At 71.0% G+C, this 17,454-nt stretch carries 14 protein-coding genes; 7 read left to right on the top strand and 7 right to left on the bottom strand.

Going from position 1 to position 17,454, the window contains the following annotated elements; all coding sequences use genetic code 11:
• Window positions 1–4: 4 nt before the first annotated feature.
• The 3 genes from nbtC to AB0H54_RS17860 are packed head-to-tail and all read right to left on the bottom strand — an operon-like array spanning window position 5 to window position 5,221.
• Window positions 5–3,154 (bottom strand): nocobactin polyketide synthase NbtC, encoded by a 3,150-nt coding sequence (gene nbtC, locus AB0H54_RS17870; protein ID WP_357346448.1) that lies wholly within the window; start codon window positions 3,152–3,154, stop codon window positions 5–7.
• The gene (locus tag AB0H54_RS17865) at window positions 3,147–4,472 is read right to left on the bottom strand and encodes a polyketide synthase (protein ID WP_357346447.1); all 1,326 of its coding nucleotides are present in this window, start codon (window positions 4,470–4,472) and stop codon (window positions 3,147–3,149) included. The genes nbtC and AB0H54_RS17865 overlap by 8 nt, the downstream gene beginning before the upstream one ends.
• Window positions 4,469–5,221, bottom strand: coding sequence for an alpha/beta fold hydrolase (locus AB0H54_RS17860; protein ID WP_357346446.1), 753 nt, complete (start codon window positions 5,219–5,221; stop codon window positions 4,469–4,471). The genes AB0H54_RS17865 and AB0H54_RS17860 overlap by 4 nt, the downstream gene beginning before the upstream one ends.
• A gap of 254 nt (window positions 5,222–5,475) precedes the next feature.
• Here AB0H54_RS17860 and AB0H54_RS17855 point away from each other — a divergent pair, with 254 nt between their 5' ends.
• Complete coding sequence (locus tag AB0H54_RS17855) at window positions 5,476–6,141, top strand: GNAT family N-acetyltransferase (RefSeq protein WP_357346445.1); 666 nt, start codon at window positions 5,476–5,478, stop codon at window positions 6,139–6,141.
• 58 nt (window positions 6,142–6,199) lie between these two features.
• On the opposite strand, the gene AB0H54_RS17850 is transcribed toward AB0H54_RS17855, so the two are convergent.
• Window positions 6,200–7,489 carry a SidA/IucD/PvdA family monooxygenase gene (locus tag AB0H54_RS17850; RefSeq protein ID WP_355271734.1) on the bottom strand — a complete coding sequence of 430 codons (1,290 nt, stop codon included), beginning with the start codon at window positions 7,487–7,489 and terminating at the stop codon, window positions 6,200–6,202.
• A 160-nt stretch (window positions 7,490–7,649) separates the two neighbouring features.
• Between AB0H54_RS17850 and AB0H54_RS17845 the strand changes: the two genes are divergently transcribed.
• From AB0H54_RS17845 to AB0H54_RS17835, 3 genes are all read left to right on the top strand, one after another.
• The gene (locus AB0H54_RS17845) at window positions 7,650–8,357 is read left to right on the top strand and encodes a siderophore-interacting protein (protein ID WP_357346444.1); all 708 of its coding nucleotides are present in this window, start codon (window positions 7,650–7,652) and stop codon (window positions 8,355–8,357) included.
• 119 nt (window positions 8,358–8,476) lie between these two features.
• The gene (locus AB0H54_RS17840; protein ID WP_357346443.1) at window positions 8,477–9,835 is read left to right on the top strand and encodes a hypothetical protein; all 1,359 of its coding nucleotides are present in this window, start codon (window positions 8,477–8,479) and stop codon (window positions 9,833–9,835) included.
• Between the two features lie 85 nt (window positions 9,836–9,920).
• A complete protein-coding gene (locus tag AB0H54_RS17835) occupies window positions 9,921–10,340 on the top strand; it encodes a TIGR03667 family PPOX class F420-dependent oxidoreductase (protein WP_357346442.1) in 420 nt (139 codons plus the stop codon).
• A 51-nt stretch (window positions 10,341–10,391) separates the two neighbouring features.
• Here AB0H54_RS17835 and AB0H54_RS17830 read toward each other — a convergent pair whose 3' ends face one another.
• Both AB0H54_RS17830 and AB0H54_RS17825 read right to left on the bottom strand, forming a co-directional pair.
• On the bottom strand, window positions 10,392–12,128 hold the full coding sequence (locus tag AB0H54_RS17830) for an ABC transporter ATP-binding protein (RefSeq protein WP_357346441.1): 1,737 nt from the start codon (window positions 12,126–12,128) through the stop codon (window positions 10,392–10,394).
• Window positions 12,125–13,966 carry an ABC transporter ATP-binding protein gene (locus AB0H54_RS17825; protein WP_357346440.1) on the bottom strand — a complete coding sequence of 614 codons (1,842 nt, stop codon included), beginning with the start codon at window positions 13,964–13,966 and terminating at the stop codon, window positions 12,125–12,127. The genes AB0H54_RS17830 and AB0H54_RS17825 overlap by 4 nt, the downstream gene beginning before the upstream one ends.
• Before the next feature lie 405 nt (window positions 13,967–14,371).
• Between AB0H54_RS17825 and AB0H54_RS17820 the strand changes: the two genes are divergently transcribed.
• Genes AB0H54_RS17820 through AB0H54_RS17810 form a run of 3 tightly spaced genes read left to right on the top strand, consistent with a single transcriptional unit; the run spans window position 14,372 to window position 16,705 of the window.
• Entirely contained in the window at window positions 14,372–14,947 is a 576-nt protein-coding gene (locus tag AB0H54_RS17820) for a putative glycolipid-binding domain-containing protein (protein WP_357346439.1), read from the top strand.
• Between the two features lie 20 nt (window positions 14,948–14,967).
• Window positions 14,968–15,909 carry an RluA family pseudouridine synthase gene (locus tag AB0H54_RS17815; protein ID WP_357346438.1) on the top strand — a complete coding sequence of 314 codons (942 nt, stop codon included), beginning with the start codon at window positions 14,968–14,970 and terminating at the stop codon, window positions 15,907–15,909.
• 58 nt (window positions 15,910–15,967) lie between these two features.
• On the top strand, window positions 15,968–16,705 hold the full coding sequence (locus AB0H54_RS17810) for a CPBP family intramembrane glutamic endopeptidase (protein WP_357346437.1): 738 nt from the start codon (window positions 15,968–15,970) through the stop codon (window positions 16,703–16,705).
• Between the two features lies 1 nt (window position 16,706).
• On the opposite strand, the gene AB0H54_RS17805 is transcribed toward AB0H54_RS17810, so the two are convergent.
• Window positions 16,707–17,363 carry a TetR/AcrR family transcriptional regulator gene (locus AB0H54_RS17805; protein WP_357346436.1) on the bottom strand — a complete coding sequence of 219 codons (657 nt, stop codon included), beginning with the start codon at window positions 17,361–17,363 and terminating at the stop codon, window positions 16,707–16,709.
• Between the last annotated feature and the right edge of the window lie 91 nt (window positions 17,364–17,454).

Below are 17,454 nucleotides of genomic sequence, written 5' to 3'. Positions count from 1 at the left end.
CCCCTCAGCCCTGGTTGGTGTTCTGTGCCATCAGCAGCACGACGTCGTCGAGCGACGCGCCGCCGAGAATCGCCGCGACCGGCAGATCGCGATCCAGCTCCGCCTTGACCCGCTTGCGGAAGTCCAAGGCCTGCAACGAGTCCAGGCCGAGGGCGACCAGCGGCATGGTGGCGTCGATCGAGTCGGCGCTGTCACCGCCGATTACTTTGAGCAGTTCGGTGCGCATGCGCAGGTCCAGCGCGACCCCGTCGGCCGGTGCGCCGACCGGCGCAGCCTGCGCCACGACGACGGGCTCGACCGCGACCGGTGCCGGCTCGACCGGCGGCGCGGGCACCGACGATTCGAGTCCGGTGAGCACCGAGGACTGCCCGAACGCGCCGAGCACCTCGCGCAGGAAGTCCCAGTCGGCGGCGATGATCATGCCGTCGCGGGCGGGCAGCGCGAGCCCGGCCTCGATCGCGTCGGCGGGCACCATCGGGAACACGCCCGCCTCTTCGACGCGCGCGAAGCCCGCGTCGTCCAGCGGACCGGCCACACTCCACAGGCCCCACTGGAGGCTGGCCGCGTCGATGCCGCGGGCCCGCAGCCTGCGGGCGGCCACGTCGAGCATGCGGTTGGTCACCGCGTACAGGATCTGTCCGCGGCCGCCCAGGGTCGCGGCCATGGACGAGCACAGCAGCACGCGCGCGCCGTCCGCCAGCGGCGCGGCGTCGACGAGGTTGTCCAGGCCGCGCAGCTTGGCGCCCGCGGCGGTGCGCACGTCCTCGGCGGTGATCTTGTCGAGTTCGGCGTCGACGTAGTTGACGGCGGCGTGGATCACCAGGTCGACCGGGCGATCGGCGATCTCGGCGCCGAAGGCGGCCGCGGCCGCCGGGTCGCTGACGTCGCAGGCCCGCACCACGATCTCGGTGCCGCCCAGACCGCGCAGCCGCGCCAGTTCGCCCGCCAGCGCCTCGGTCTCGCCGCTGCGGCTGAGCAGGGTGACGCGACCGGCGCCGGTGCGCGCCAGGTGATCGGTGAACCGCAGCCCGAGCTGACCGGTCCCACCGACGATCACCACGTGGTCGAGATCGGTACCGAGCGCGCCGGTGTCGGTGGCGGTGTCGAGCACCAGCCGCTTCACGAACACCTTGCCCGCGCGCAGCGCCAGCTCGGCCTCCCCCGTGGAGTGCACGGCGGCGACGATCTTGGCGGCCTGCGCGGCAGCGGGTTCGGACGCGGCGAGGTCGAGATGCCGGAACAGGATGCCGGGGTGCTCGATGCCGACACTGCGGAAGCCCGCGGTGACGCCCGACTGGAACAGCGCGGGAATCGGATCGCCGTCGTGCACGGACTCGCCGCCGACCGTCAGCAGCCAGCACTCGCCGCCGGGACGCAGCGCGGACAGCGCCGTGGCCCAGGCGCGGTCGGCGTAGAAGCCGGTCAGCGCGTCGATGGCGGCGGCGGTGTCGTCGGCGGCGGTCTCGGGCAGCAGGACGACCACGGTATCGGCGGCCGAGCCGTCACCCAGGGTGAAAGCCGTCGCGCCGGAAGCCAGGTCGGCCGGACCGAGGACGCGCGCGCCGGCGCCGTGCCGGTCGGCGGCCGCGAGCAGCGCGGTGGCGAGGTCGGCGCATTCGCCGGTGTGGTCGACCAGCAGCAGGTTGCGCGGCGCGGTGAGCGAGCGGCGCTGCAGCGGGCTCCACTGTTCCACCAGCCGCTGCGGTTTCGGCGTGCTGACGACCAGCTCGGCCGGGGTCTCATGCGCGCCGAGCGGGGCCCACAGCCGCTTGGGCGCGGTGACGGTGTGCGGGAAATCGCGCAGCGGCAGGGTGACGGTGTCGTCGACGCGCAGGGCGTCCCAGCGGTAGTCGGCGTCGAGGACGGTGACCTGGGCCAGGTTGCGGGTGAACTCCGAGAGCCCGTCGGCCGAACGCAGCGAGGTGCCGAGCACGCGGAAGTCACGCGGGGGCAGGCCGGGCCGGTTCGGGACCAGGCTCAGGTTCTCCTGCAGGGCCAGTTGCAGCACCGGGTGCTCGGCGACCTCGATCATCAGGTCGATGCCGTCGCTGCCCGCGCCGACCACGGCGCGGTCGAACCGCACGCGGTTGCGCAGGTTCCAGTACCAGTACTCCTCCTGCTTGAGGTCCGGCGTGATCACCTCACCCAGGGTCGCGCCGTAGCAGGGGATCTCGGACGCGGTGAAGGTCTGCGAGCTCATCTCGTCGCCGAGGAAGCCTTCGAAATCGGCGCGCACCTCGGCGACGATGGAGGTGTGCGCCGGGAAGGCGACCCGGATCTCCCTGGCGAACTGGCCGCGCGCGGTGGCCGCTGCCACCAGCTCGACGACGGCGCCGCGTTCGCCGGAGATGGCGATGATGTGCGGCGAGTTGACGACCGCCAGCTCGGCCCAGCCGGAGTTGCGCGCCATCAGCGCTTCCACGCTCTCGCGGTCCATGCCGAAGACCGCCATCGAATAGCCGCGCGGGGACAGCCGGTCCGCGAGCAGGGCGCGATGGGTCACCGCGAGCACCGAATCGCGCAGCGTCATCACGCCGGACACCGCGCCCGCGGCGAGCTCGCCCTGGCTGTGGCCGATGGTCGCGTGCGGTTCCACACCGGCGGCCCGCCACGCGGCGGCCAGACCGGTCATGTGGAACATCAACGCGGGCTGCACTTCCCACACCGTGTCCTCGTACTGCCCCTCGTGGCCGAGCAGGTAGTGCAGCGGCTTGGAGTGGCCGAAACGTTCGGCGTGGATGGCGGCGCACTCGTCGACGACGGCGCGGTAGGCCGGCGAGAGCTCGTAGAACACCGCGCCCATGCCGGGACGCTGGCTGCCCTGACCGGGGAAGACGAAGCCGACGCGGCGGGGCCCGGCGGGCGCGTCGGCCCGGACCACCGCGGGATGGTCGGTGTCGGTGGCGATCGCGTCGAGCGCGGCCAGCAGGTCGGTCCGCGCGTCAGCGGTGGTCGACGGCGGCGCCAGCACCAGGGCGCGGTGACGACGGGCCACCCGGGTGCGGAACAGCATGTCCGCCAGGCGTTCCGGGGTCACCTCGGCATGCGCCGCGACATAGGCGCGCAGGCCGGCGGCCTCGGCGCGCAGGCCGTCGGCGCTGTCGGAGGACAGCAGGACGGGAACGGTGCCGTCGGGCAGACGGTACTCAGCCATGGTTGGTCTCCTCCAGCACCGGCAGGCCGACGATGGCGTGCGCGTTGGTTCCCGCGACGCCGAACGAGGACACCGCGCCGTAGCGCATGCCGTCCGCGCGCGGCGCCCAGTCGGTGAGTTCGGCGGCGAGCCGCAGACTGGTCGTGTCCCAGTCCAGGTCGGTGGTCGGGGCGTCGACCCACAGGCTCGGCGCGATCGCGCCGTGCGCGCCGCACAGCAGCACCTTGATCAGGCCGAGCATGCCCGAGGCGGCCTGGGCGTGCCCCGCGTTGGACTTCACCGAGCCGAGCAGCGGTCCGTCGGCGCCGCGCTCGGGATCGCCGTACGTGGCGGCCAGCGCGGTCAATTCGAGCGGATCACCAACGGCGGTCCCGGTGCCGTGGCCCTCGATCAGGCCGATGTCGTGCGCGCTGATCCCGGCGGCGGCGACGGTGGCCTCGATGAGCCGCTGCTGCGCCTGCGCGCTCGGCACCGCGATCGGCGCGCCCGCGCCGTTGTGGTTGACCCGCGAGCCGAGCAGCTGACCGTAGATCCGGTGCCCGAGCGCCCTGGCCCGCGATTCCCGTTCCAGCACGACGACGCCCGCGCCCTCGCCCCACAGCGTCCCGGTCGGGTCGGCGGCGTAGGAGCGGCAGTGCCCGTCGGTGGCCAGGGCGTTGTTCTTGGAGAACTCGTAGAACGCGCCGGGCGAGCCCATCACGCAGACGCCACCGGCCAGCGCCCAGTCGCACTCGCCCGCGCGAATGGCCGAGGCGGCCTGATGCACGGCGGTCAGCGACGAGGCGCAGGCGGTGTCCACGCTGATCGACGGGCCGACCAGGCCGAGCCCGTGCGAGATGCGTCCGGCGACGGCGCCGAGCGCGGTGCCGGTGGCGCGGTAGCCGCTGTACTCGTTGACACCCGCCACGCGCGGTCCGTACTCGACGGTCGAGACACCCATCCACACACCGGCCGGATCACCGTCGAGCGCACCGGGATTGATACCGGCGTGCTCGAGCGCCCGCCAGGCCACCCGCATGGCCACCCGCTGCTGCGGGTCCATGGCGACCGCCTCGCGCGGGGTGATGCCGAAGTACTGGGCGTCGAATTCGGCGGCGCCGTCGAGGAAGCCGCCCGCGTCGCGCACGGGGGCCCAGCCGTCGAGCCTGCCGAGGGCGAACAGCTCGTCGAGCGGCCACTCGCGGTCACGCGGGAAGGGGCCGATCAGTTCGCGGCCCTCGGCCAGCGCCGACCAGAACGCGGGCAGGGTGTCCACGCCGCCGGGCGCCTCGACGCCCATGCCGACGATGACGATGGGGTCGTTGCTCGGCTCACTCATCGGGCGAGCGCCTGACCGGCGAGTACCTCGGCGATGCCGTCGATGTTCTCGTCGATGTAGAAGTGGCCGCCGGCGAACAGGTTCACCTCGAGCTCGGCGCTGGTGCTGGTCTCCCACGCGTAGAGATCGCGGGGGCCGACGAAGGGATCGTCGTCGCCGCCGAGCACCAGCAGGGGCGCGGCGACCTGGACGTCGGTGCCGCAGGAGTAGGCGTCGAAGGCGCGGTAGTCGGCCTTGAGCACCGGCAGCGCCATCCGCATGACCTCACGGCTGGCCATCACGTCGGCCCCGGTGCCGTTGAGGGCGGCCATGTGGTCGAGCAATTCCTCGTCCTCGGTGGGATGCCCGGGGAGCTCGGCGATCCGGTGCGGTGCGGCCGCCGCGGAGGCCACCAGCAAACGCACGGGCAACCCGGCGGCCTCGGCCAGCCGGACGAACTCGAACGCGACGATGGAGCCCATGCTGTGGCCGAAGACGGTCAGCGGGGCGCCGGTGTCGTGGGCGGAGCCGCGGAAGGCCTCGAAGGCGCCGGCGGCGAGTTCGGGCAGGGTCTCGGCGGCGGCGTCACGCACGCGATCCTGGCGGCCGGGGTACTGGATCACCACGGTGTCGAAGTCCTGGGCCATACGCTTGGTGAACACCCGGTAGGCGGAGGCACCGGCGCCCGCGTGCGGGAAGACGATCAGCGGCGGTAGGGAGTCGGTCCTGGGAGCCTGGAATTGCCGGATCCAGCCGAGTTCTCTTGCCATGTCGTTCTCCCTCACCGGTCGCGCACACGCTGCGCGGCCGTTTCGCACTGTCCAACGCCGTGCCTACGCACGGGCCCGCCCGGCGCGGTCGTCCGGGACCGGGGCGAATCCTGTTGCGCCCGAGGCCGACCCGTTCGGTCGCACCCGGCAACCACCGGGCGATCGGTCGGGCAACAGTAACACCCGGGCATTAGTATAGGCTAGCCTTACCAATCCAGGTGACCAAGGTTACGATTGAACGGAGCACCCAGGAGATGACCCTCGCCGGGACCCCCCACGCGCTACCCCGCGAGCAGACCGATCTGCCCGCCGAGGTGGCCGCCACGCCGGCACCGGCCCTGCCGATCTTCGCGGCACCCTTCGCCCTGCGCGTCGCCGACCCGGACGGCACCGACCCCGAACTGCTCGCCGAGTGGATGGCCCGCCCGCACCTGGTCGAATCGTGGGAACAGGACTGGGACGTCGAGCGCCGCCGCGCCGACTTCCAGACCCAGTTGGCCGGAACCTATTCGCGGCCCTGCATTCTCAGCCTCGACTTCGCCGTGCTCGGCGAGCCGGAACTCGGCGTCCGCGACATCGCCTACATCGAGCTGTACCGCGCGGCCAAGGACGAGATCGGCAGGCTCTACGACGCCGCGCCCGGCGACATCGGCTTCCACATCGCCACCGCCGACACCAGGGTGATCGGCAAGGGCATCATGTCCGCCTGGATCTCGACCATGGCCGCGGCCGTCTTCGCCGCCAATCCCGAGTGCCGCCGGATGCTCGGCGACCCGGACCACCGCAACCGGGCCATCTGCCGCAGCTTCGACAAGATCGGCTGGCACCTCGTCGGCGAGTTCGACGTCCGCCCGACCCGCCGCATCGCGCTCTACGCGACCCCGCGCACCCCGGACGACCTCCCGATCCCGCGCGCCTGAGCAGCCGACGGCAACAGCCCCGCGCCTTCCGGTGCGGGGCTGTTGTTCGTTCGGTGCCTCAGCGCGCGGCGAGGTGGTTCGCACCCGCGCGCGCCCGGGCGGGCTCGGTGCGCAGGACGCGGTCCGAGAGCTCGCCGAGGCAGCTGAGATTGGGGAAACCGGGACCCTGGGCCATCGCGGCCATGTTCGGCAGGTACAGCTTGCCCGCCAGCCCGGTGACGGCCAGGTCGTAGCCGATCGAGGACTCGATCCGCTGCTGGGTCAGCGGGCCGCCGACGGCGAGCTCGAGCAGGTCGGTGCTCTGCTGATCGAACAGGTCGAGGAACCACAGCGGCTGACCGCCGGTGGCGTCGACCACCAGATCGAAGTTGTGCACCTGATCGGCGCGCAGCTCGTTGGACAGCGTGAGCGCCAGCGCCTCGCCCTGCGGCGCGATCTTGGTGACCCGGCCCTGCAGGTGGTGCACCCGGTTGTCGCCGAGCAGGCTCTCCTGCACGCGCACCGAGAACACCCCGCGGTCGGTGCGCCGGATGACATCCCGGCGTTCCTGGATGCTCAGCGCGTTCCACTTCACCGGATCGCTGAACAGCGAGTTCTCGAAGAAGCTCTCGCCACGGGTGTAGAGGGTGGCCATCGGCGAGATCACCGAGATGGTGAGCATCTCGTGCCGGACCAGCTCGTCCAGGGCCGAGCCGGCGGTCTCGCCGCCGCCGATCACCGCGGCGCGAGAGGCGGCGGGCAGGCTGCGCTTGCCCGCGAGGTCCCAGAACTCGGCGATGCTGAGCACGCGCGGGTGTTCGGCCAGCGCGCGGCTGCTGCGGCCGGGGCCGGTGATCATCAGGCCGTCGGCGGTGAGCTCGGTGCGGGCGCCGTCGGCGTCGACCACGTCGACCTGCCACTGGTCGCCGATGCCGTTGCCGTCGTTGCGGATCCGCTCGACCCGGCCGAGCACGAGCTCGAGGTCGATGGACTTGGCCACCCATTGCAGATACTTGGCCCACACGTGGTGCTGCGGGCTCGGCCTGCCGCGGTCGATCCACTCGGCGTAGGTGCCGTGCTCGATCAGGAACGAGGTCCAGCTGAACGCGGCCATCGCCTGGTCGATGTCGCGGTTGCGGCCGCGCGCCCAGGTGGAGTGGTACGGGAAGCCGATGTCCTTCTCGGGGCTGGTGCCCAGGCGATGCTGACCGTCGGTCCAGCCGCCGGTGGGCAGCCAGTTGCCGCCGACCGCGTGCGATTCGACGACGACCACGCGCGGCGCGGGCAGGCCGAGGGTGCGCAGGACATGCGATTTCGCAGCCACCGCAAGGGCTTTCGGCCCCGCGCCGACTACCAGGAGGGTTTCCACCGGTTCGTTCTCCACTCTCTCACGCATTTCGCGCCGGGATCGTCCACAGGGCGATTGCCCGGACACGATCCCCATATTTGCATAGGCTTACCTTATCTGGCCAGTGTGACCCCCGCGTGCCTATGCAGACAAATTAGTGACCTTAGGCTAACCTAACGGCATGGGTAAGGGATTGAACGGCCTGATCACCAAGGCCTGGGGCGGCGCCGACTACAAGCTGACGGTGACATCCAACGAGCAGATCACCGACAAGTTCCTCCGGATCGGTGTCGATCTCGGCGGCCTGCTCGCCGATCACCCGGTGCACCCCACCCAGTGGATCCGCCTGTGGATTCCGGACGCCGAAAGCGACAAGCTGCACCACCGCGGCTACACCCTCGTCGACCCGGACCCGGAGACCGACACCGCCTACATCGACTTCGCGCTGCACAACGGCCCCGCCGCCGACTGGGCCCGGCGCGCCAAGCCGGGCGACCCGCTCGACGCCACCGTCCTCGGCTCGGACTTCCAGCTGCCGGAACAGACCCCGAGCGAGTACGTCCTCTTCGGTGACACCGCCTCGCTGCCCGCCATCAACTCGCTGCTCGACGCCATCGGCGACACCCCGGCGCGGGTCTGGCTGGAGTGGCAGTACGAGTCCGACCAGACCATCCCGGTGCGCAACAAGCCGCACCACCAGCTCACCTGGCTGCAGCGCGTCGACGACGGCCGCCTGATGCGCGAGGCCGCGCTGGAGATCGAGTGCGCCGCGGATGCCTTCGCCTGGGTGGCGTGCTGCGGGCAGACCACCCGCTCGATCGTGAAGACACTCAAGGGCCAGCACGCGCTGCCCAAGACCGCGATCAAGTCACAGGCCTACTGGAAGTAGGTCATCCCCGAGGACGACCACCGGTCGGTCTCGGTGCTGATGCGGGCGTAGCGGACACTGCGGCAAGCTGATCGGACAAGTCGGGAACCCCCGAGCCGTCCGGAGCGAATCGAGCCGCCGTGTCCGTCATCGATGCCGTTGTGCTGTTCGCCACCGTGGCGCTCGCGATCACGCTGGTCGCGTCGCCACGGATCGGCAGGCGGGTGGCGCCGTTCGCGCTGCCGGTGCTGATCATCGGCGCGCTGTTGCTGTGGGTGCTCGAGGGCTACTGGCACTGGTGGCCGCTCTACCCGCTGCTCGCGCTGATGTTCGCGTTCGTGGTGACCGATGTCGCCGGAACGCGCCGCCGCGCGTGGTTCCGCGCGGGCATCGGCGTGCTGGCGGCGGTGTCGATCCTGCCGTGGGCGGTGCCGCCGTCGCCCGAGCTCCCCGCCCCCACCGGCCCGTACGCGGTGGGGTCGGAGATCTTCCGCTGGGTCGACGAGCGGCGGCCCGAGCCGGTGACCGCGGCGGAGGACCGGCGCAATGTCGTTGTCCAGGCGTGGTATCCGACCGAGCTGACCTCCGGCAGGCAGTGGGTGTACCTCGACGGGCAGAACAGTCTGCCGTCTCGGGTGTCCGGGATTCCGGGATTTCTGCTGTCGGACACCATCATCGACACGCACGCGACCGCCGACGTTCCGGTGTCGCCCGCGCGGGAACGCTGGCCGGTGGTGCTGTTCTCCCCCGGCTACGGCGCGCCGCGCGCGTTCTACTCGGGGCTGGTCGCCGATCTGGCCAGTCGCGGGTTCATCGTCCTGGCGATCGACCACCCCTACGAGTCGGCGGTGACCGAGCTCGCCGACGGCACCGTCGCCACCACCGTCGAGAATATCGCCGCCGACGATCCCGATGCCATCCGCTACATGACCGAATGCCTCGAAACCCGCACGGCCGACCTGCGATTCGTGCTCGACCAGCTCGCCAGGCCCGAGGTCCTCGGCCCGCTGGAGGGTCGCGTCGACCTCGGCAACGCGACCGCGATCGGGCATTCCCTCGGCGGCGCCGCCGCCCTGTCGGCCCTGGCCGCCGACCCTCGGCTCACCGCCGCGGCCAATCTCGACGGCACCCTCTACGGCGACCTGCCCGAGCGCGCCCTGGACCGCCCCGTACTGCTGCTGGAGAGCGACCACGAGGTGACCGGCCACTCCCAGCGCTACCTCGACGGCAATCGCGGAGTCCTGGAACGCTTGCGCGCCCCCGGCTTCCGCTACGAGTTCGGCGACGCCGACCACTTCGGCTTCACCGACGTCCCCCGATTCCTCGCCGCCCCGGTGCGTTTCGTGGTGACCAGGTTCGCGGGCGGATCGCGCCCCGCCGCCGACACCCAGCGCACCGCCAACGACATCCTGACCCCGTTCCTGCTCGGCCGGACCGCCGAGGTCGCCGCCGCCGCGGCGGAGCATGCCGGGGTCACGGGTGGTCCGGTGCCGCGCTGACGAGGCGTGCTGGCGGGCACGGGCGATTTCGGCCAAGGTGGACAGCGGAACGCAGTACCGATCCCACACCCGCGAGGAGTACGCCGTGTCCGTTCTCGACGAAAGCACCCCCTTCGGCGCCACGGTCGCCCAGCGCCTGGCCGACGAGCACGTCCTCTGGCTGACCACGATCGGCGCCGACGGCACCCCGCAACCGAACCCCGTGTGGTTCCTGTGGCAGGACGGCACCTTCCTGATCTACACCATGCCCGAGGCCAAGCGGCTGCACCATCTCGCCCGCAATCCACGGGTCGCGCTGAACTTCAACAGCTCCGCCTCCGGTGGCGACGTAGTCGTGTTCGCCGGCGCGGCGCGCGTCGGCGAGCCGGTGTCCGCCGCCACGGTCGCCGACTACAGCCGCAAGTACACGCAGGGCTTCGTGGACATCAAGATGACCGAGGCCGAGTTCTTCGACACCTACTCGGTCCCGATCCACATCACCCCGGATCATCTGCGCGGCTTCTGAACACACGGAAGGGCCGTCTCGTCGAGCGAGACGGCCCTTCCGGCGCACCGATCAGACGGCGACGGGCTCCAGGCGCCAGCCGGTGGCCCGCTCGCGCTCGTTCCAGAACGCGGCGTAGCGGCCGTTGAGTTCCAGCAGCTCCTGGTGGGTGCCGCGCTCGGCGATGCGGCCGCCGTCGAGGAACAGGATCTGGTCGGCGTGCGCGATCGTCGAGAGCCGGTGTGCCACCACCAGCACCGTCTTGTCCCTGGTCAGTTCGTGGATGCCGCGCACGACGACGGCCTCGCTGTGCGGGTCCAGCGCGCTGGTCGCCTCGTCGAGCAGCACGATCGGGGCGTCCTTGAGCAGGGCCCTGGCGATCGACACGCGCTGGCGCTCGCCACCGGACAGCGACGCGCCGCCCTCGCCGACCATGGTGTCGAAACCGTCGGGCAGCCGCTCGACGATCTCGTCGACCCTGGCCGCGACGGCCGCGCGGTCGAGTTCGGCGTCGGTGGCGTCCGGCTTGCCGATGCGGATGTTGTCGGCGACCGAGCGGTTGAACAGGTAGACGTTCTGGAAGACCAGCGAGAGCTGGTCGAGCAGCGTGTCCGAGGGCTGTTCGCGCACATCGTGTTCGCCGACCGAGACCGCGCCGGAGCTCACGTCGTAGAAGCGGGCGGCCAGCCGCAGCAGCGTGGTCTTGCCGGCGCCGCTCGGCCCGACGATGGCCGTGGTGGTCCCGGCGGGCACGGTGAAGCTCAGCTCCGAGAGGACGGGTTCACCGGGCCGGTAGCCGAAGCTCACGTCATCGAAGACCACGGCGGGCGCGCCCGGCGTCACCGGCTCGGTGGGCGCGGGCAGGGTCGGCTCGGCCAGCAGATCGGTGATCCGGTCCGCGGCCGCGGCGGCCGAGCGCAGCGCGGCGCCGAGCTGGGCGGCCTGGTTCACCGGTTCGATGAAGCGCGAGCTCACCGCGATCAGCGCGATCGCCGCGGCCGCCGAGATCGAGCCGTCGGTCACCTGCACCACCGCGATGTAGGCCAGGACCAGGAACACGGCCTGCACGAACAGCGCGAAGACGATCAGTCCCGGCACGGTCGCGACCATCATCTTGCGCACCGCCGACCGCTGGCCGACCAGCGCGGCGTCGAGCGCCTTGTTGCCCGCGCCGACCGCGCCGAACGCGCGCAGCACCGGCTGCGCCTGGGCGAATTCCACCACCCGCGAGTCGGCCTCGGCCGCGGCGGTGTGCAGCCGGGCGTCGGCGCCGGTGTAGGCGCGGTTGGCGAGGTTGTTCACCAGGTACAGCACGGGCGCGGCGAGCAGCATGGCCAGCCCGATCCGCCAGTCGATGAACAGCATGCCGATGGCCACCACCAGCGGCACGATGATGCCGGTGAGCACCTTGGTGAGCAGATAGGCGATCAGGCCCTGCATCTCGCGGACCTGCTCGACCATGACGCGCGAGAGCGGGCCGGCGTCCCGGTCGGAGAACCAGCCCAGCGGCAGCGCGTTGAGCTGGTCGCCGAGCCGGGTCTGCAGGCCACGCTGCATGCCGAGGCCGATCCGCAGACCGATCACGGCCTGCAGGTAACCGAAGACGACCACGCCCGCCACGGCCGCGCCCATGCCGAGCGCCCACAGCCAGGCGCCGCGCAGGTCGTCGCCGAAGAGCGCTTCCAGCACCGGGACCAGCAGCAGATACGCGATGGCCTGGCACAGTGCCTGCACCACGATGGCGGCGAGCAGGCGCGGGATCAGCGGGGCGAACTCGTCGGGGACGAGGCGGAAAACCTTGCGAATCATCGTGTTTCCTCCACCAGGGCGAGCGTGCCGAGCGCGGCCTCGTTGATCTCCCAGAGCCGCTGATACAGCCCGCCCGCGGCGCGCAGCTCGGTGTGCGTGCCCTGTTCGACGAGCGTTCCGTTCTCCAGCACCAGGATCCGGTCGACGCCGGTGATGGTGTGCAGCCGGTGCGCGATCACCAGCACGGTGCGGCCGGCCACCAGCGCGGCCAGCGCGTCCTGGACGGCGGCCTCGGACTCCGGGTCGGCGAAGGCGGTGGCCTCGTCGAGGACCAGGATCGGGGTGTCGGCCAGCAGCGCGCGAGCGATCGAGAGACGCTGGGCCTCACCGCCGGACAGGGTCGCGTCGACGCCGATCTCGGAGTCGTAGCCGCGCGGCAGCGCCATGATCCGGTCGTGGATCTGCGCGGCCCGGCTCGCCCGCTCGATCGCCGCTTCGTCGGCGTCGGGGCGCGCGAGCAGCAGGTTCTCCCGGATCGAGCCGCGGATCAGGCGCACATCCTGGAACACGAATCCGACGGTGCGGTAGAGCTCTTCGCTGGTGAACTCGCGAATGTCGCGGCCGTCGATGGTGATCCGGCCCGCGCCCACGTCGTAGAAGCGGGGCAGCAGTTTGGCCAGCGTCGATTTGCCGGAGCCGCTCGGGCCGACCAGGGCGGTGATGGTGCCGGGGGTCAGTTCGAGGTCGAGGCCGCGCAGCACGTCATGGCCGGTGCGGTAGGCGAATTCGACGCCTTCGAAGCGGACGACGCCGTCCTGGCCCGCCGCCGGGGCGGCGGTCGCCGCGACGATGTCGAGTTCGGGCGTCTGCTGCAGTTCGTGCAGGCGCAGCGCCGCGGCGCCACCGGCCCGCAGCGCTTGCGACCCGTAGCCGAGGCCGAGCAGCGAGCTGCCGATACCCAAGCCAACCAGCAGGAACGGCAGCAGGTCGAGCGGATTCACCCAGTCCAGGCCGACGAACGCCAGCCCGCCGACGACCACGATCAGCATGACGAAGACCGGCATGACCACGATGTCGGAGGCCGACTGCACGCGCAGGATCGGCATCTTCATCCGATGCGCGGCCTGCACCTGACCGTCCACGGCGTGCTGGAACTCGGTGTGCGCCTTGCCCGCCTGACCGAACGCCCGCACCACCTGGATGCCGTCGACGAATTCGATGGTGGCCTCGGCGGTCCGGCGCTCCCAGCGGGTGTAGACGGCGAGGCGGTCGCGGCCGTCGCGGTCCATGATCTTGCCGAACAGGAAGAAGTAGGCGATCAGCGGAATCAGCAGCACCAGGGTGAGCCGCCAGTCGACGGTGAACAGGTAGCCGAGGGTGACCAGCGGGACCACCAGCGCGCCGACGAACTCCAGCCGGGCATGGGCGACGAGGTAGTGCAGCGCCTCCACGTCGTCGCGCAGATAGGTCTTGACCTCGCCGGAGCTGCGCTCACCGAACCAGCCGAGCGGGACCCGGGTGAGCTTGTCGGCCAGGGCCCGGCGCAGCGTCAGCTGGTAGCCGGCGTCCAGCGCGTGCGACCAGGTGAGGGCGACGGCCTGCAGCAGCGCGCGCACGACCAGCACGATCACGGCCGCGCCGAACAGCCACCACACCCGATCGGTGTCGACCGGGGTCTCCAGCAGTTCCCGGCAGGCGGCCACGATCAGCAGGAACGGCACGACGGTGCAGACCGAGGCGACCGCGACGAGCAGGCTCGCCACCGTCAGCATCCCCGACACCGGTGCCAGGATCTCCTTGCGCGCCTGCGCTTCCTGTTGTTTCTGCGCTTTCGCGGCCGCCTTGGGCAGCCGGTTCCCCGACTCCGCCCCCGGCGGCGGCGCTACCTGCACCGTCATAACTTCTCGCCCTCTCGACCTGTCCACGGCAACGTGCCAAGGGTAGGTTAGCCTAAGTTGAGCGGTTGTGGCCGACCGGGGAAGCTTGTGTGAACTGGCGGTCAACCCCCTCGGCAATTCGACATTCCGGGCGTAATTTCTCCTCTACCTCCGAATCCTTTCTCGCGGCGGGAGAGCGAAAATGTTTGTCACGTCAATAATTTCGGCGACTGCGGACTGCCATATCGACCCCGGTCATCTGACACCCGACCAAGCGCATCGGGCCATGCAGATTCATCTCGAATGCAGCGTCGATCTGTGCCGGGTCCGCAGGCGCGCGCGGCACACCCTTGTGGAAGCGAAATTGATGGTCCTCGACCAGCGCGCGGGCTGATTGGCCGGGAGAATTCCGGGAAACCTTTTCTCGTGTTCACTCCACTGCCCTCCGCGGCCGCCTGGACGCATCACGAGGCGCGCACCGGATTCGAAGTGACCTATTTCCGCGACGGCGAGCGCGGCGTGCTCATCGAGGGCTGCGCGACCGCCGTCGAGGACGGTCTCGCCTGGGCGATCGACTACCGCCTGCGGGTCGACGGCAGCTGGCACACCAGGTCGGCGCAGATCACCGGCCGCTACCCCGACACCCGGCGCTCGCTCACCCTGCAGTCCGACGGGCTCGGGCGCTGGCAGCTCGACGGAACGCCTGCCCCCGAACTCGACGGGTGTCTCGACGTCGACCTCGAGGCGTCGGCGTGCACCAACGCGCTGCCGGTGCACCGGCTGGGGCTGACGGTCGGCGACGCGGCCGACGCGCCCGCGGTCTACGTGCGCGCCGCCGACCTCGGCGTCATCCGGCTGCCCCAGCACTATCGGCGGATCACCGACGGCGCAGGTCAGCGCTATGACTACCGGGCGCCGACGCTGGATTTCCAGGCCACGCTGGACTACGACGAGGCCGGGCTGATCGTCGACTATCCGGGGCTGGCGCGCCGTCACGCCTGAGCGCCGACGAGACTGGCGGTATGCGACGCAGGCAGCAGCCGCCGCTGCCCAAGCGGCACGGCCTCGATCCCGCCCGGCTCCGGCTCCCGGAGGACGGGCACTGGCCGACCGTGCGCGATCACCTGGTCGAGCGGCTGCCGCGGGTCGATCCGGCGCGCATCGACGAGATGCTGCGCGCGGGCGAGATCGTCGACCTGGACGGGCCGCTGGCGCCGGACGCGCCGTTCGTGCCGGGTGGGGCGGTGTGGTTCCACCGGGATCTGCCGGTGGAGACCGAGGTGCCGTTCGAGATCGGGATCGTGCATCGCGACGACGACATCCTGGTCGTCGACAAACCGCACTTCCTGGCGACCATTCCGCGCGGTCAGCACATCCTCCAGACCGCGCTGGTCCGCCTGCGCCGTGACCTCGACCTGCCCGAGCTGATTCCGGCCCACCGGCTCGACCGGGTGACCGCCGGCCTGATCCTGTTCGTGGTGAACCCGGCGGCGCGCGGGGCGTACCAGACGATGTTCCACCGCCGCACCGTGCGCAAGGAGTACGAGGCCGTCGCGCCCTACGATCCGGCGCTGGCGCTGCCGAGGACCGTGCGCAGCCGGATCATCAAGGAGAAGCAGGTACTCGCCGCGCAGGAGGTGCCCGGCGAGCCCAATGCCGAGACCGAGGTGGAGCTGGTCGAGCACCGCGACGGGCTCGGCCGCTACCGGCTGCGGCCGCACACCGGCCGGACCCATCAGCTGCGGCTGCACATGAACAGCCTCGGCGTGCCGATTCTCGGCGACGATTTCTATCCGGTGGTCACCGACAAATCCGTCGACGACTACACCCGCCCGCTGCAATTGCTGGCCGCGTCGCTCGAATTCACCGATCCGATCAGCGGGCGGCCGCGGCGCTTCGAGACAGCGCGCAGTCTGCAAGCGTGGACGGACCTGCCCGGATGGTCCGGATCGGCTGTCGAGTAGCTCACAGGAGATTCATCGCACCGTTTCCATTCTGTGATATTTCCGTACACTCGGTCGGGTGCCCGTACCCGCCACCGTCGCCGATCCCCGGCCCAAGTTGCACGCCTACGTCGATATCGCCGTGGTCGTCGTGGTGCTGGCCTGCACCAATCTGATCGCGCACTTCACCACGGCGTGGGCCAATATCGTCACCGTGCCGGTCGCGGCGTTCGCGCTGCTGGCGCTGATGCGCAAGCGCGGGCTCGGCTGGGCCGAACTCGGCCTGTCCCCCCGGCACTGGCGCCGCGGCACGATCTACGCGCTCGGCGCGGTCGGCATCGTGCTCACCGCCGTCGCGATCGGCGCGATCCTGCCGATCACCCGGCCGTTCTTCCTCGCCGACCGGTACGCGACCATCTCCGGCGCGCTGATCGCCTCGATGATCGTCATCCCGTTGCAGACGGTGATCCCCGAGGAACTCGCCTTCCGCGGTGTGCTGCACGGCACGCTCGACCGGGTGCTCGGCGTCCGCGGGCTGTTCGCGGCGGGCTCGCTGCTGTTCGGCTTCTGGCACATCGCCTCCTCGCTCGGGCTGACCAGCGGCAACAAGGGCCTGTCCGGGATCGTCGGCGGCGGACTCGTCGGTCAGATCGTCGGCATCGCCCTCGCCGTCGCGGCCACCGCCGGTGCGGGCGTGGTGTTCACCTGGCTGCGCAGGCGCAGCGGCAGCCTGCTCGCCCCGATCGCCCTGCACTGGTCGCTCAACGGCGCCGGTGCCCTGGCGGCCGCCGTCGTCTGGCACACCGCGCTGAGCTGAGTCAGATCTCGTCGGCCAGGGCCGGATCGGTGGCCCGGACGGCGGCGAAGACGTTCGCGCAGACCGTCACCAGGTCGTCGGGATCGGTGGTGCGGCCGTCCATCAGCCAGTCGACCAGCAGGTGGTTCACGCCGCCGACCACCGTCACACACGTCAGGCGGCTGCGTTCGGGCAGCGGCTGGGCCCGCGCGGCGGCCCACAGGCCCGCGACCAGCTCCGCGTAGTCACGCAGCACGCCGTGCCTGCGCTGCTCCATCCGCGCGGAGACGCCGACCACCTCGATCAGCACCACCCTGGCGCGGCGCGGGTCCTCGGTGAGATAGCCGATGAAGGCGGCCAGGCCCGCGGTGATCACGTCGTCCAGTCGGGACCCGGCCGTTCCCAGTGCCGCGACCGTGCGCTCGCGGAGCTGGGCGGTCGTCTCGTCGTAGAGCGTGGCCAGGCAGGCTTCGCGGTCGCGGAACGATTCGTAGAAATAGCGCTCGGTGAGACCGGCGATCCCGCACAGCTGCTTGACCGTGCCCGCCGCGTACCCCTGGGTGCCGAAGAGTTCGAGCGCGGCGTCGAGCAACGCGGTTCGGCGCTGCTGGACTCGCTCCGCAGAGGTCCGTCCCGAGTACCGCCGACCCGCCGGTCGATCGGCGGACTGCTCTGTCATCGACGTCTGTCCTTCTGTGCGACTGCGTGGAATACTAGGCCACAATTTCTGACATGACGACATGTCAGAAGCGCTGTTTCCGCTGGATCGA

This window comes from Nocardia sp. NPDC050718, from assembly GCF_040654235.1.
Classification (GTDB): domain Bacteria; phylum Actinomycetota; class Actinomycetes; order Mycobacteriales; family Mycobacteriaceae; genus Nocardia.
Note: the sequence above shows the minus strand (reverse complement) of the source record. Positions and strands in the feature narration are given on the sequence as shown.